The sequence below is a fragment of the Nocardioides daphniae genome (assembly GCF_004777465.1).
Lineage (GTDB): Bacteria > Actinomycetota > Actinomycetes > Propionibacteriales > Nocardioidaceae > Nocardioides > Nocardioides daphniae.
The window spans coordinates 1,026,877-1,041,016 of the sequence record NZ_CP038462.1 but is presented as its reverse complement, the minus strand read 5'-3'; the positions used below and the strand labels follow the sequence as shown (position 1 = coordinate 1,041,016).

The window sequence follows — 14,140 nt, the reverse complement described above, 5'->3', positions numbered from 1 at the left end:
CAAGCCCGGAGGCTCCCTACTGGGCCAGGTCGGCGGCGACGAGCGGCGCGATCTCGCGCAGGGCGCGGCCGCGGTGCGAGATCCGGTCCTTCTCCTGGGGCAGGATCTCGGCCGAGGTCAGCCCCGAGGTCGCGTACTCGTCGGGCACGAAGAGCACGTCGTAGCCGAAGCCGCCCGAGCCGCGCATCTCGCGGATGACCCGGCCCGGCATGCGACCCTCGACGACGCGCTCGGTGCCGTCGGGCATCACCCAGGCCACGGCGCAGCGGAAGTGCGCGCCCCGGCGGGCGTCGGGCACGTCGTGGAGCTGGTCGAGCAGCAGCTCGTTGTTGGCGGTGTCGCTCTTCATCCGACCGGCCCAGCGCGCCGAGAGCACGCCGGGCATGCCGTTGAGCGCGTCGACGCAGAGACCGGAGTCGTCGGCGATCGACGGCAGCCCGGTCGCCGCGGCGCCGGCGCGCGCCTTCAGCAGGGCGTTGCCCTCGAAGGTCGCCTCGTCCTCGGCGGGCTCGTCGTAGTCGTCGACGTCGTCGAGGCCCAGCACCTGCACGTCAGGGACGTGCTCGGCCAGGATCCGCTCCATCTCGGCGATCTTCTTCGCGTTGCGTGACGCGAGGAAGATCCGTGCCCCCTCGGTCGACACCTCAGGCCTCCAGGCCCAGGGCCAGGCGCTGCATCCGGGTCAGGTCGGCGCAGCCCTTCTCACCCAGGGCGAGGAGGCCGTCGAGCTCGGCGCGGTCGAAGGGCACGCCCTCGGCGGTGCCCTGCACCTCGACGAAGCGACCGTCGCCGGTCATCACGATGTTCATGTCGGTCTCGGCGCGCACGTCCTCGACGTAGGGCAGGTCGAGGCGCGGGGCGCCGTCGATGATCCCGACGCTGACCGCAGCCACCGAACCGGTCAGCGGCTCGCCGGCCAGCGAGCCCTGGCTGCGCAGGAACTCGACGGCGTCGTGGAGGGCGACGTACGCCCCGGTGATCGCCGCCGTGCGCGTGCCGCCGTCGGCCTGGAGCACGTCGCAGTCGAGCTGGATCGTGTTCTCCCCCAGCGCCTTGTAGTCGATGACGGCGCGTAGCGACCGCCCGATCAGCCGCGAGATCTCGTGTGTACGCCCACCGATGCGCCCCTTGACCGACTCGCGGTCGGAGCGGGTGTTGGTGGCCGACGGGAGCATCGCGTACTCAGCGGTGACCCAGCCCAGGCCCGACCCCTTGCGCCACCTCGGCACGCCCTCGCTGACGGACGCCGCGCAGAGCACCCGCGTACGCCCGAACTCCACCAGCACCGACCCGGCCGGGTGGTCCTGCCAGTTGCGGGTGAACCGGATCTCACGCAGCTCGTCGTCGGCCCGACCGTCGACGCGCGGGGGGTGGGTGGTGGAGGTGGAGTCAGTCATGGGGACGAGCCTAGGGCGTCGCTCCGACAGCGTTGACAGCCCCGACGCCGGGGCCCTGCGCGACGTTCACTTCATCTCACTGCGCAGCACCCGGACGAGGCCGACCACGTAGGGCAGCACGATCCAGATCAGGCAGACGACCGCCAGCTGGGCCCACTGCTCCCCCGTCAGGGTGGCGCTGACGCGCTCGCCCGTCATCGAGTCGAAGCCGTAGAGCGGGCTCTGCGCGGTGGACAGGTCGATCCAGCCGGCCCGCTCGTTGAGCCATCCCCAGAAGGTGGAGACCAGGTTGAAGACGACCGGCAGGGCGAAGAAGAGCACGATGGCGCCGGCCGAGTTCAGCACCAGGAGCCCGAAGGCCACCCCCTGCAGCACGCCCAGGACCTGCAGCAGCGTGAGGTTGGCCAGGCGCAGCCACTCGGTGTCGGCCCACGGGTCGCTGGCGCCACCCACCGCAGCCGCCAGGGCCGCGATGACGGCCGCCAGCACGACGGCCGCGAGACCGAAGAGCAGGGCGGCCACGGTCTTGGCGGCGACCACCTTGATCCGCGACGGCTCCAGGGCGAAGGTCGTGAGCGTGGTCCGCTGGCCCCACTCCTGGGTGACCAGCAGGATGCCCAGCACCGGGAGCAGCAGCATCTGCGGCGTGTTGGTGTTCTGGAAGAAGTTGAGGAACGTCCGGCTCTCCACCTCGTCGCCCGTGGAGAGGAACGAGATCAGGATGACGCCGGCGGTGGCGATCCCGATGACGACGAGGGTCCACAGGCCGACGCGGGTGTCGGTCATCTTGCGCAGCTCGACGCCGACGTGGCGGCCGAACGGGACCGGCCGGGTGCCGGAGACGTCGAACGTACGGGTCGGGGCGGCGATGCTCATGCGGTGGCTCCTTCGAGCTTGCTCTCACGCTGGGTGGAGGCGGTGAGGGTGAGGAAGAGGTTCTCGAGGCCCCCGCCGGAGGGGCGCAGGTCGACGAGCACCACTCGGGCGTCGGCGGCTGCGCGACCGACGGCGAGCGGCGGGGCCTCCACCCGGAAGCCGGGTCCGGCGACGGCGAAGCGCAGCCCGGCCGCGGTCAGGGCATCGGCGAGTGCGTCACGGTCCTCGGCGGTCACCAGGGTGGCCTGGTCGCCGTGCTCGGCGAGCAGCGCCGCCTTGTCGCCCTGCGCCACGATCCGGCCCTGCCCGATCATCACCATCTCGTCGGCGACGACCTCGACCTCGTTGAGCAGGTGCGACGACAGCAGCACCGTGCCGCCCTGGTCGGCGAAGGTCTTGAGCAGTCCGCGCATCCAGTGGATGCCGGCCGGGTCGAGGCCGTTGGCCGGCTCGTCGAGAATCAGCACCGAGGGGTCACCCAGCAGCGCGTTGGCGATGCCGAGGCGCTGGCGCATGCCGAGGGAGTAGTTGCGCACCCGACGCTTCGACTCGGCGCCGGTGAGGCTGACGAGCTCGAGCATCTCGTCGACCCGCGTGGCCGGGAGCCCCATGGTGCGGGCCGACAGGGTCAGGACCTCACGACCCGTACGCCCGGCGTGCTGCGCGGAGGCGTCGAGGAGGACGCCCACGTGGCGACCGGGGTTGGGGATGTCGGAGTACCGCATCCCGCCGATGGTGGCGGTGCCGCTGGTGATGGTGGTGAGCCCGACCATCATCCGCATCGTGGTGGTCTTGCCGGCGCCGTTGGGGCCGAGGAACCCGGTCACCCGACCGGGCTGGGCGACGAAGGAGACGTCGTCCACGGCGCGGAAGCCGCCATAGCTCTTGCTGAGTCCTTGGACTGAGATCATGACGTACAGACTGCCGCATCAAGTCGGCGAGCCGGGGCGTCCCCCGCTCCGTGGGCGCCGGGAACGATGTGCTGGGCGGCTCAGAAGGTGGTGAAGTCGTAGACCGCGCCGCTGCGCGCCAGGGCGAGCTCACCGTCGTACGCGGCCCGCGCCTCCTCCAGGACGACCTGCGGGTCGTGCCACGGCGGGATGTGCGTGAGGACCAGTCGGGGCGCCCCGGCCACGGTCGCCAGGTCGGCGCACTCCCGGCCGGTGAGGTGCAGGGCGGCGGGGTTGTCGGCGCCCTCCTCGAACGACGCCTCGGCCAGGAGCAGGTCGGCGCCGAGGGCGGCCTCACGCACGCCGTCGCACGGGCCGCAGTCGCCGGTGTAGGCCAGCACCTTGCCCGCGCAGGTCACCCGCAGCGAGAAGGCCGGGACGGGGTGCTCGACCGGCACCGCCTCGACGGTGAACGGGCCGAGGTGGACCGGCTCGCCCCAGACCCGGAAGTCGAACTCCTCGGTCATGCCCGGGTCGAGGGGAAGGTCGTAGGCCTTCGCCATCCGCACGTCGGTGCCGCCCGGCCCCCACACCGGGATCCGCGGCTGCGGCCCGGTCGGGTGGTACTTCCGCATCACGTGGTAGCCGCAGAGGTCGAGGCAGTGGTCGGCGTGGAGGTGGGAGAGGAAGACGGCGTCGATGGTGAGGGGGTCCGCGTAGCGGTGCAGCGCGCCCAGGGCGCCGCTGCCGAGGTCGAGCAGGACGCGCCAGGTGCGGCCCTCGTGCTCCGCCTCCAGGAGGTAGCAACTCGCCGGGGAGTCGGGGCCCGGGTAGGACCCTGAGCAGCCAACGACTGTGAGCCTCAAGCGCTTTCCCTTCACGGACTGTGCGCGCGTGGGGTGCGCGTACCGGCCCAAGGTTATGTGCTTCCGTGCCCCGGGGGCGGCAGGGGCGATCCATCTCACGTCTCCCCGGGCGGCTCCGGCGGCCCTGCCCAGTCGTCGCGGGCGGCCCTCGCGACGAGCCTGTGACAAGTCACACCCACCCACCTACCGTGGAGAGGTGCGCCCTCGGATCGCAGTCCCCCACTCCTCGCTGACCGGCCAGCTCGCCACCCAGCTCGCCGCGATGCTGGTCGCGGTGACGCTCCTCGTCGCCGGCCTCCTGGCACCGACGACGGCCCACGCGGGCACCGACGTCGCGCCGGGCGGAGCCGCCACCCCGACGTCGGTCCCTGCACCGGCCTCTGCACCGGCCGCTGCACCGACGGCCAGGAGCGTCCTGCTCATCTCGGTCGACGGCCTCTCCCCCGCGGTCGTCGCCCAGCTGGGTCGCAAGCGCACGCCGGCCCTGCACCGGCTCATGGCCCAGGGCACGTCGACCCGCAACGCCCGCACCGAGGTCGAGCTGACCAAGACCCTGCCCAACCACACCAGCATGGTCACGGGGCGGCGGATCACGGCGGAGCAGGGCGGCCACGGCGTCTGGTGGAACGACGACCGCCGCTCACCCGCCACCGTCCACAAGGCTGCAGGCCACCGGGTCGCGTCGGTCTTCACCCGCGTCGACGGCGCCGGTGGCAGCTCGGCGGTCTTCGCCGGCAAGACGAAGTTCCGGCTCTGGAACCGCACCTGGGGCAGGTCGATCGACCGCTTCCAGGTGCGCGCCGACGACGCACGCCTGGCCCGGGACGTACGCCGCGACCTGCGCCGGAAGAACCGGACGCTGCGCTTCTGGCACATCGCCGCCCCCGACCGGACCGGCCACGCCAAGGGCTTCTCGTCGCGGGCCTACCGCCGGGCGGTCCGCAGCACCGACGCCCTGGTCGGCGAGGTGCTCAGGACGATCCGCACCAGCCCACGGCTGCGCGGCAAGGTGGCGGTCGTGCTCACCTCCGACCACGGCGCCGACGGCGGACGACGCCACAGCGACGAGACGAAGCTGGGCAACCAGCAGATCCTCTTCGTCGCCCAGGGTCCTGGGATCGCCACGGGGGCCGACCTCTACGCGATCAACCCCGGCACGGTCGCCGGCCCGGGGCGCCGGCAGCCGGCGTACGACGCCGACCTGCCGCCGGTGCGCAACGGCGACGCCGCCAACTTCGTGCTCGACCTGCTCGGGCTCGCGCCCGTGCCGGGCAGCGAGCTCAACGCCGACCAGCACCTGAAGTGGGTGCGTCCGGCCAGCTGAGGGCTCAGGCCCAGAGCTGCCCGTCGAGGCGGTCCTCGGCCTCGTCGAGCGTGCCCTCGTAGGCGCCCGTCGAGAGGTACTTCCACCCGCCGTCACAGACCACGAAGACGATGTCTGCCTTCTCGCCGGCCTTCACGGCCGCCTGGGCCTGGCGCAGCGCCGCGTGCAGGATCGCGCCGGTCGAGATGCCGGCGAAGATGCCCTCCAGCTCGAGCAGCTCGCGCACCCGCTTGACCGCGTCACGCGGCCCGACGGAGAAGCGCGTGTCGATGAGGTCGGCGTCGTACAGCTCGGGCACGAAGCCCTCGTCGAGGTTGCGCAGGCCGTAGACCAGCTCGCCGTAGCGCGGCTCCGCGGCGACGATCTTGACGTCGGGCTTGGCGGAGCGGAAGAAGCGCGAGACGCCCATCAGCGTGCCGGTGGTGCCCAGGCCCGCGACGAAGTGGGTGACCTCGGGCAGGTCGGCCAGGATCTCCGGGCCGGTCCCCTGCTCGTGCGCGAGCGCGTTGGCGGGGTTGCCGTACTGGTAGAGCATGACCCACTCGGGGTTCTGGGCGGCCAGCTCCTTGGCCACCCGCACGGCCTCGTTGGAGCCGCCCGCGGCGGGCGAGGAGATGATCTCCGCGCCCCACATCCGCAGCAGCTGTCGCCGCTCCTCGGAGGTGTTCTCCGGCATCACGCAGACGATCTTGTAGCCCTTGAGCTTGGCGGCCATCGCCAGCGAGATGCCGGTGTTGCCGCTGGTCGGCTCGAGGATCGTGCAGCCGGGACGAAGCGTCCCGTCGGCCTCCGCCATCTCGACCATCTTCAACGCCGGACGGTCCTTGATGGAGCCGGTCGGGTTGCGGTCCTCGAGCTTCCCCCAGATGCGTACGTCGGGGCTCGGCGAGAGGCGCGGGAGCCCGACCAGCGGGGTCCCGCCCCCGAGGCGAGGAGGTTGTCGAAGCGCACGGAGTCAGCAGCCGCCCGCGACGGCGGGGAGCACGACGACCTCGTCGCCGTCGCTCAGCTTCGCCTCGAGGCCACCGAGGAAGCGCACGTCCTCGTCGTTGACGTAGACGTTGACGAAGCGGCGCAGCTTGCCGTCCTCGAGCAGGCGCTCGGCGATGCCGGGGTGCTTGGCCTCGAGGTCCTCGATGAGGGCCGCGAGGGTGGCGCCCTCACCGGTGACGGCCTTCTCGCCGTCGGTGTAGGTGCGCATGATGGTCGGGATCTTGACCTCGATGGCCATGGTGGGACTCCTCAGGGACTCGGGTGAGCTCGGTGGATGGGGCCGGCGGCAGGGCGCCGGTCAGTCGGTGAAGGTGATCTCTTCCTCGGTGACGACGCCGTCGACGATCCGGAAGGAGCGGAACTCCGCCTCTCCCCCGTCATCCAGGTCGCGCGTGCTGACCAGGACGTAGTGGGCTCCCGGCTCGCTGGCCAGGCCGATGTCGGTGCGGCTGGGGTAGGCCTCGGTCGCGGTGTGCGAGTGGTAGATGACGACGGGCTCCTCGTCGGCCGCCCACATCTGCTTGTAGAGGGTGAGCAGCTCGGTCGAGTCGAACTCGTAGAACGTCGGCTGCTGGCGGCGTTGACCATCTCGACCAGGCGCGTGGGGGTGTCGCTGCCCTCCGGGCCGGCGATGATGCCGCAGGCCTCGTCGGGGTGGTCCCGACGGGCGTGGGCGATGACGGCGTCACGCAGGGCCTTGGTGATGGTCAGCACGGCCCCAATCCTAGGCGAGCGTGGGCTGCGGCTCGACGCGTGGCCGCGCAGCGTACGGGCGCAGCACCCGGGCCGGAATCCATTTGCGCGGCCGTCGTGCGGTGCAGTCTCATGATCCCGGGACACACGACCCGAAAGGCGGACATGACCTCGACCACCCCCGGTGCCGGCACGGCGCCGGCGCCCCGTCCTCCGATGACGCGGCGGGGCATCCCGCTCGACCCGGACCTGCGGATCCTCGCGGCCAGCACCTTCGCCCACCGCTTCGGCAGCGGCGCGCTGATGACGACCAGCGCCCTCTACTTCACCCGGGTCGCCGGGTTCGCGCCGGGCGAGGTGGCGCTCGCGCTCTCCGTCGCCGGCCTGGTCGGGCTGCTCGTCCAGGTGCCTGCCGGCCACCTGGCCGACACCCGCGGACCGCGCGAGGTGATGGTGGCGACCGCCGCCTTCACCGCGCTGCTCGCCGCCACCCCGGTGCTCGCGCGTACGCCGCTCGAGCTCGCGCTGCTGATGGGCGCGCTCGCCCTCTTCCAGAGCTCCGGGCACGCCGTGCGGGGCGGCGTGATCGCCCAGCTCGCCCGCGGTGGCCGCGGGGTCCAGTTCAAGGCGTACCTGCGCGCGGTCACCAACGTCTCGATGGGGCTGGGCTCCCTGGTCGGCGGCCTCGCCCTGCTGGTCGACCGGCCGTGGGCCTACATCGGCGTCTTCGTCGTCGACGCCCTGCTCTGCGCCGTCGCCGCCCTGGTCACCCTGCGGCTCCCGCACCTGCCGCCCCACCCGGTCGTCGCCGGCGAGCCGCGCCTGGCCGTGCTGCGCGACGTGCCGTACGTCGTGCTCACCCTGCTGATCGGCATCTTCTGCGTGCACTTCGTGGTGATGGACATCGGCATGGTGCTCTACCTGGCCGAGCACACCGCCGCGCCGCACGTGATGATCTCGGTGCTGCTGGTGCTCAACACCGCGATGGTCGCGCTCTTCCAGGTGCGACTCTCGCACGGCAGCGGGACCGTCGGCGAGGGTGCGCGGTCGATGCTGGTCGCCTCCCTCTTCCTGGCCGGAGGCTTCGCCCTGGTGGCGGTCGCCGGCTCGCTCGGCGCTGTGCTCGCCTCCGTCGTGCTGATCGGCGGCAGCTTGGTGCACGTGGTCGGCGAGATGGTCGGCTCGGGCGGCCAGTGGGCGCTGCAGATGGGGCTCGCCCCGCACGAGAGGCAGGGGCAGTACCAGGGGTTCAGCGGCCTCGGCTGGAGCCTGATGGAGGTGGTCGGCCCGCCGGTGGTGGTGCTGCTCTGCGTCGGCGTCGGTCAGCTCGGCTGGCTGGTGCTCGGAGCCCTCATGGTCGCGACCGCGCTGGCGATCGTGCCGGTGTCGCGGTGGGCCCTGGGCAGCCGCGCCCACTACGGCGTGACGACCCACTCGGGCTGACGGCTGGGCCGTGGCCGGCTCGGTGGTCGCCGGCTCAGTCGTCCACGGCCGAGACGAGGGTCTCCTGCAGGTAGCCCAGCCACTCGTAGATGTCGTGGGCAGCCGCGCGGGGGTCCTCGTCGTCGAGGGTCTCCCAGAACTCCTCGTCACCCTCCTCCACCCCGAGGCGGGAGGCCAAGGCGAGGCGTAGGTCGTTCAGCCCCCGCCCAGTCCATCGCGGCAGCCGGGTCGAGCTCGACGTCGATGACCAGCTCGAAGTCCTCCAGCTCGGGCGGCAGTCCGCCGTCCTCGAGGGAGGAGATGATGGTGAGGGCGGTGCGCTCCTTGCCCTCACGCAGCGTCGTCTCGGTGTAGCGGCGGAACTCGCCGGCCGCCTCCGGGTCCTCGGCGTACGCGGTCGGGAAGAGCCGCAGCAGGACCGGGTCGTCGGGCTCGTCCACCGGTCCGGTGAAGTCGAACATCGCCGCCAGCGGGTCGACGTCGTCGGCCGTGGCCGGCTGCTCGTCGCGCAGCAGCTCGACGAGCTGGGCGGCGAGGTTGCGCAGCAGGTCGGCCTCGAAGCCGGAGAAGTTGGCGATGACCCGCCCGCTGCCCCGGTGCCGGGTGAAGGCACCCATCAGGCCCGCTCCATCGTGGCCCACAGGCCGTAGCCGTGCATGGCCTGGACGTCGCGCTCCATCTCCTCGCGACTGCCCGTGCTGACCGACGAGCGGCCCTCCTCGTGGACCTCCATCATCAGCTTCTCCGCCTTGGCCTTGGAGTAGCCGAAGTGGGTCCGGAAGACGTAGGTCACGTAGGACATCAGGTTGACCGGGTCGTTCCACACCACGGTCACCCACCCGCGGTCAGGGCGGAGGATGTCGTCGACGTGCAGGTCCGGTTCGACCTCGACGGGGCTGGGAGATGACACGGCCTCATCGTGGCACAGTGGGGCACGTGAGCGAACGAGCGCCGTCGACCGCCCTGCTGACCGACCACTACGAGCTGACCATGCTCCAGGCCGCGCTGGCGGCCGGGACCGCACAGCGTCGAGCGGTCTTCGAGCTCTTCCCGCGCCGCCTTCCCGAGGGCCGCCGCTACGGCGTCGTCGGTGGGGTCGGACGGGCGCTCGACGCCATCGAGCGGTTCCGCTTCGACGACGAGGTGCTGGGGGTGCTCGACGAGGGCGGCGTCGTCGACGAGCAGACCTTGGCCTGGCTGGCCGACCACGAGTTCACCGGTGACGTCTGGGGCTACCCCGAGGGCGAGGTCTACCTGCCCTACTCGCCGCTGGTGGTCGTCGAGGGCACCTTCGCCGAGGCGGTGCTGCTGGAGACGGTGCTGCTCTCGATCTACAACCACGACTCGGCGATCGCCTCGGCCGCCTCGCGGATGACGTGGGCTGCCGACGGTCGCCCCTGCATCGAGATGGGGTCGCGCCGGACGCACGAGGAGGCAGCGGTTGCTGCGGCGCGGGCTGCGTACGTGGCGGGGTTCGAGACGACCTCCAACCTGGCCGCGCGCCACCGCCACGGCATCCCCACCGCCGGCACCTCGGCGCACAGTTTCACCCTGCTCCACGACACCGAGCGCGACGCCTTCACCGCGCAGGTCACGTCGCTGGGCCGCGGCACCACCCTGCTCGTCGACACGTACGACATCGGTGAGGCCGTGCGTACGGCGGTCGAGGTGGCGGGGCCCGAGCTCGGCGCGGTGCGCATCGACTCCGGCGACCTCGGCCTGCTGGCCCACCAGGTGCGCGCGCAGCTCGACTCCCTCGGCGCCACCGAGACGAAGATCGTGGTGACCAGCGACCTCGACGAGTACGCGATCGCGAGCCTGGCCGCCGCCCCCGTCGACGGCTACGGCGTCGGCACCCAGCTGGTCACCGGGTCGGGCCACCCCACGTCCGGCTTCGTCTACAAGCTGGTCGCGCGCGAGGGCGACGACGGCGAGCTGGTGCCGGTGGCGAAGAAGAGCAAGGACAAGGGCTCCGTGGGTGGGCGCAAGTACGCCCTGCGTCGCCGCAACGCTGCCGGCGTCGCGGAGGCCGAGGTGGTCGGCATCGGTACGCCGCCGGTCGACGACGGCGACGACCGCGAGCTGCTGGTGCCCCTGGTGCGCGACGGCGTCGTGGTCGGCCGCGAGCCGTTGGCGGCCTCGCGGGAGCGCCACCTGGCTGCCCGCGACGAGCTGCCGGTGCAGGCGCGGATGCTGAGCCGTGGCGAGCCGGTGATCCCGACGGTGCACCTGGATTGAGCGGTCCCTTCTCGCTCCGGGTGCTGCTTTTCGGCGCTCTCGAACTCGCCACTGGTCACTTAATGGCCGTCGCCGGCCCTCTGACCGCCACTAATTGACCACTGGCGTCAGCCAGGAGTCTGATCCACAGGCAACGCCTCGGAGCCACTCACCCAGATCGTGTCCAAGCCAGCGTTGGCCCATGGACGTGTTGATCACTCACGCTGGACAGGGCGACAGAGCCGCGTGGACTCGAGTCACCCGCGGGGCACACCGCCCATCAGACGCGGACGACGTCTGGCGGGCCGACCTCCGTGCCTGACAGGCCGTGCTACCGCCAGAAGCGCGGTTCAGCCATCTGACTGCCGCGCAGCTCCATGGCCTGTGGCTACCCCAGCTGCCTCGCCTGCCCGTTCAGGTCTCACTGCCGGCCTCCCTGCCTCGTCCCCGCAGACCTGGCCTGCGCGTCATACGGCCGACCTTCTTTCCTGACGCGACCAACGTCGACGGACTTCGCGTCGAACCCCTGTCCAGCGTGGCTCTCGGACTGGCCAGAGACCTCGGTGAGATTGACCTCGTCCTGATGCTCGACTCGCTGGTCCGACACCCCGACTTTCACCCGGGCGAACTGACCGAGCTACCCACCCGGCTGCGTGGTCTGACCCGCTTGCGGCGCCTCCTCGGTCATGCCGACCCGCGGTCCGAGTCACCATGGGAATCGATCCTTCGGCTGTTCCACGACGTGGTCGAGGCCCCGGTGGAGTCGCAGTACGAGGTCATCCAAGAGGGGCGCTTCGTGGCACGCGGGGATTTCAGACTGGCGGGGCTCCGGGTGCTCCACGAGTACGACGGAGACATCCACCTCACGGTGGAGCAGCAGCGACGGGACCTCGCCCGAGCTCGGCGTCTCGACGCAGCGGGCTGGATCCGTCGCGGGTACACGTCGTACGACCTCACCCGGGATCCCGATGGCCTGCTTCGTGACATCGACGCAAGCCTGGGCCGCAGGCGGAATCCCCTGCATCTTCGGCGGTGGCGAGATCTGCTCCAGGGGTCGTGCTTGACCTCGACGGGCCGCGTGACGCTGGCGCGCCGCCTGTCGCCGCTGCCAGTGGTCACTTAGTGGGCACCAGAGCGCGAAAACACCCACTAAGTGACCACTGGGGGCACGTCCGAGCGACCTATCCGGGTCTACGCTGACCCCATGACTCGGGCACTGGTCATCGTGGACGTGCAGAACGACTTCTGTGAGGGCGGCTCCCTGGCCGTCACCGGCGGCGCGCGGGTCGCTGCCGACATCGGGGCGCTGCTGGCGGCGCGGCGCGACCACGAGACGGGGTCACCCGACTACACGTACGTCGTCGCCACGCGCGACCACCACATCGACCCGGGCGAGCACTGGGCGGCCGAGCCCGACTTCGCGACGAGCTGGCCGAAGCACTGCGAGGTCGGTACGCCGGGCGAGGAGTTCCACGAGAACCTCACCCCGCGCACCTTCGACGCGATCTTCCTCAAGGGGCACCACTCGGCGGCCTACTCCGGCTTCCAGGGGCAGACCGAGGGCGGCATCCCGCTCGCCGAGTGGCTGCGTACGCACCACGTCGCCGAGGTGGACGTGTGCGGCATCGCGACCGACCACTGCGTCCGTGCGACCGCGCTGGACGCGGCAAGGCTCGGCTTCCGGACCAGGGTCCTGACCCGCCTGTGTGCCGGGGTGGCGCCCGGGACGACCAAGGCCGCACTGGCCGAGATGGAAGAGGCCGGAGTACGCGTTGACTGATCTCGCCGTCACCCGCGAGGGCGGGATCCTCCGCCTGCGCCTGGACCGCCCCGACAGCCTCAACTCCGCCTCCCCGGAGATGGTCGAGCGACTGGCCGTCACCCTGGAGGAGGCGGTCACCGACGACACCGTCCGGGTGGTCCACCTGACCGGCGAGGGCCGCGCCTTCTGCTCGGGCGCCGACCTCTCCGGCCTCGACCCCGACCGGGTCGCCGACGGCTCCGCCATGGCGCTGGCCAACCGGGCGATCCGGGCGATCACGACCCTCGACAAGCCGGTGCTGGCCGCGGTCAACGGACCGGCTGCCGGGTTCGGTTGCGCGATCGCGCTGGCCTGCGACCTGGTCGTGGCCCACCCGTCCGCCTCGTTCAGCCTCTCCTTCACCCGGCTCGGCCTGATGCCCGACGGCGCGACGACCGCCACGGTGGCCGCCTCCATCGGCCGGGCCCGCGCGATGAGGATGGCCCTGCTGGCCGAGAAGCTCGAGGCGGCCGAGGCCTACCTCGCCGGCCTGGTCAGCCACGTCACCACCGAGGACACCTACGACGACGTCGTCGAGGCGCTGCTGGGCAAGCTCGAGGCGGGGGCTCCGCTGGCGCTGGCCGCCACGAAGAAGGCCGTCAACGCCGCGACGATCCCCCACCTCGAGGCCGCCATGGAGGCGGAGCACCGCGGCCAGTCGCTGCTCGCCCGCACCAAGGACGTCGTCGAGGGCGTGACCGCCTTCCTCGAGCGACGCTCCGCGGTCTTCCGCGGCGAATGACGGTCGTGTTTCGGTGAGATGACGTGCCGATCTCGTGAGACGGGCTCCCCCCACGCGCACGACCCCCGACATAGGATCCCGCCATGAAGCGCACCCTCACCTCCCTCGCCATCGCGGCGCTGGCACTCTCGCTGGCTGGCTGCGGCTCCGACGACAACGGCGACGCAGCGGACTCCGGCGAGTTCCGCCCCATCGCCGCGGGCAAGCTCACCGTCTGCTCCGACGTGCCCTACCCGCCATTCGAGGACTTCGACAAGTCCTCCCCGACCGGTTTCAAGGGCTTCGACATCGACATCGTCACCGAGGTCGCGAAGGAGCTCGACCTCGAGCTCGTCGTCCGCGACTCGAGCTTCGACGCCCTCAAGAGTGGGCTCGAGGTCAACGCCGGCAACTGCGACCTGATCGCGTCGGCCATGAGCATCCTCCCCGAGCGGCAGGAAGTCATGGACATGTCCGACTCCTACTACGACTCCATGCAGTCGCTCCTGGTCCCACAGGGCTCGGACATCAAGAGCATCGACGACCTCGAGGGCAAGAAGGTCGGCGTCCAGAAGGGCACCACGGGCGAGACCTACGCCAACGGCGAGATCAAGGACGCCGAGATCGTCGTCTTCCCGTCCGACGGTGAGATGTGGCCGGCCCTGAAGTCGAACCAGGTCGACGCCCTGCTCCAGGACCTCCCGGTCAACCTGGAGCACGAGAAGGAGGGCGGCTTCACGATCGTGGAGGAGTACGAGACCGAGGAGGCCTACGGCCTTGCCATGGCCAAGAACTCCGGTCTGCTGGACGACGTCAACGATGCCCTCGAGGCGATGCGCGAGGACGGCCGCTACCAGAAGATCTACGACACCTACTTCTCCGCCAAGTGAGGCTCAGGAGAGACTGACCTCCACAGTTC

At 71.3% G+C, this 14,140-nt stretch carries 14 protein-coding genes and 3 pseudogenes; 7 read left to right on the top strand and 10 right to left on the bottom strand.

Going from position 1 to position 14,140, the window contains the following annotated elements:
* Positions 1-16: 16 nt before the first annotated feature.
* The 5 genes from rdgB to E2C04_RS05125 form a co-directional block, all read right to left on the bottom strand.
* Positions 17-643 carry an RdgB/HAM1 family non-canonical purine NTP pyrophosphatase gene (rdgB, locus tag E2C04_RS05145; protein WP_268234024.1) on the bottom strand — a complete coding sequence of 209 codons (627 nt, stop codon included), beginning with the start codon at positions 641-643 and terminating at the stop codon, positions 17-19.
* 1 nt (position 644) lies between these two features.
* Complete coding sequence (gene rph / locus E2C04_RS05140; protein ID WP_135831811.1) at positions 645-1,397, bottom strand: ribonuclease PH; 753 nt, start codon at positions 1,395-1,397, stop codon at positions 645-647.
* 66 nt (positions 1,398-1,463) lie between these two features.
* The gene (locus tag E2C04_RS05135; RefSeq protein WP_135831810.1) at positions 1,464-2,273 is read right to left on the bottom strand and encodes an ABC transporter permease subunit; all 810 of its coding nucleotides are present in this window, start codon (positions 2,271-2,273) and stop codon (positions 1,464-1,466) included.
* Entirely contained in the window at positions 2,270-3,184 is a 915-nt protein-coding gene (locus E2C04_RS05130; RefSeq protein WP_135831809.1) for an ABC transporter ATP-binding protein, read from the bottom strand. The genes E2C04_RS05135 and E2C04_RS05130 overlap by 4 nt, the downstream gene beginning before the upstream one ends.
* Positions 3,185-3,264: 80 nt before the next feature.
* On the bottom strand, positions 3,265-4,029 hold the full coding sequence (locus tag E2C04_RS05125) for an MBL fold metallo-hydrolase (RefSeq protein WP_135831808.1): 765 nt from the start codon (positions 4,027-4,029) through the stop codon (positions 3,265-3,267).
* A 196-nt stretch (positions 4,030-4,225) separates the two neighbouring features.
* Here E2C04_RS05125 and E2C04_RS05120 point away from each other — a divergent pair, with 196 nt between their 5' ends.
* Entirely contained in the window at positions 4,226-5,353 is a 1,128-nt protein-coding gene (locus E2C04_RS05120; protein ID WP_158630611.1) for an alkaline phosphatase family protein, read from the top strand.
* A gap of 4 nt (positions 5,354-5,357) precedes the next feature.
* On the opposite strand, the pseudogene E2C04_RS05115 reads toward E2C04_RS05120, so the two are convergent.
* The 3 genes and pseudogenes from E2C04_RS05115 to E2C04_RS05105 form a co-directional block, all read right to left on the bottom strand.
* Positions 5,358-6,304, bottom strand: a pseudogene (locus E2C04_RS05115) (PLP-dependent cysteine synthase family protein).
* 4 nt (positions 6,305-6,308) lie between these two features.
* On the bottom strand, positions 6,309-6,584 hold the full coding sequence (locus E2C04_RS05110) for a MoaD/ThiS family protein (protein WP_135831805.1): 276 nt from the start codon (positions 6,582-6,584) through the stop codon (positions 6,309-6,311).
* A 60-nt stretch (positions 6,585-6,644) separates the two neighbouring features.
* Positions 6,645-7,060: pseudogene (locus E2C04_RS05105) on the bottom strand (M67 family metallopeptidase).
* A 144-nt stretch (positions 7,061-7,204) separates the two neighbouring features.
* Here E2C04_RS05105 and E2C04_RS05100 point away from each other — a divergent pair.
* Positions 7,205-8,482, top strand: coding sequence for an MFS transporter (locus E2C04_RS05100; protein WP_158630610.1), 1,278 nt, complete (start codon positions 7,205-7,207; stop codon positions 8,480-8,482).
* 34 nt (positions 8,483-8,516) lie between these two features.
* Here the strand turns inward: E2C04_RS05100 and E2C04_RS05095 are convergent.
* Together E2C04_RS05095 and clpS are read right to left on the bottom strand one after the other, a co-directional pair.
* Positions 8,517-9,099 (bottom strand): annotated as a pseudogene (locus tag E2C04_RS05095) (DUF2017 domain-containing protein).
* The gene (gene clpS, locus E2C04_RS05090; RefSeq protein ID WP_229721518.1) at positions 9,099-9,356 is read right to left on the bottom strand and encodes an ATP-dependent Clp protease adapter ClpS; all 258 of its coding nucleotides are present in this window, start codon (positions 9,354-9,356) and stop codon (positions 9,099-9,101) included. The pseudogene E2C04_RS05095 and the gene clpS overlap by 1 nt, the downstream one beginning before the upstream one ends.
* A 116-nt stretch (positions 9,357-9,472) precedes the next feature.
* Here clpS and E2C04_RS05085 point away from each other — a divergent pair, with 116 nt between their 5' ends.
* The 5 genes from E2C04_RS05085 (at position 9,473) to E2C04_RS05065 (ending at position 14,111) form a co-directional block, all read left to right on the top strand.
* Positions 9,473-10,720, top strand: coding sequence for a nicotinate phosphoribosyltransferase (locus E2C04_RS05085; protein WP_371870083.1), 1,248 nt, complete (start codon positions 9,473-9,475; stop codon positions 10,718-10,720).
* Between the two features lie 562 nt (positions 10,721-11,282).
* On the top strand, positions 11,283-11,822 hold the full coding sequence (locus E2C04_RS05080; protein ID WP_158630609.1) for a hypothetical protein: 540 nt from the start codon (positions 11,283-11,285) through the stop codon (positions 11,820-11,822).
* An 81-nt stretch (positions 11,823-11,903) separates the two neighbouring features.
* Entirely contained in the window at positions 11,904-12,479 is a 576-nt protein-coding gene (locus E2C04_RS05075; protein ID WP_135831800.1) for an isochorismatase family protein, read from the top strand.
* Entirely contained in the window at positions 12,472-13,242 is a 771-nt protein-coding gene (locus E2C04_RS05070) for an enoyl-CoA hydratase (RefSeq protein WP_135831799.1), read from the top strand. Before E2C04_RS05075 ends, E2C04_RS05070 begins: the two co-directional genes overlap by 8 nt.
* Positions 13,243-13,325: 83 nt before the next feature.
* Positions 13,326-14,111 (top strand): transporter substrate-binding domain-containing protein, encoded by a 786-nt coding sequence (locus E2C04_RS05065; RefSeq protein ID WP_135831798.1) that lies wholly within the window; start codon positions 13,326-13,328, stop codon positions 14,109-14,111.
* Positions 14,112-14,140 lie beyond the last annotated feature (29 nt).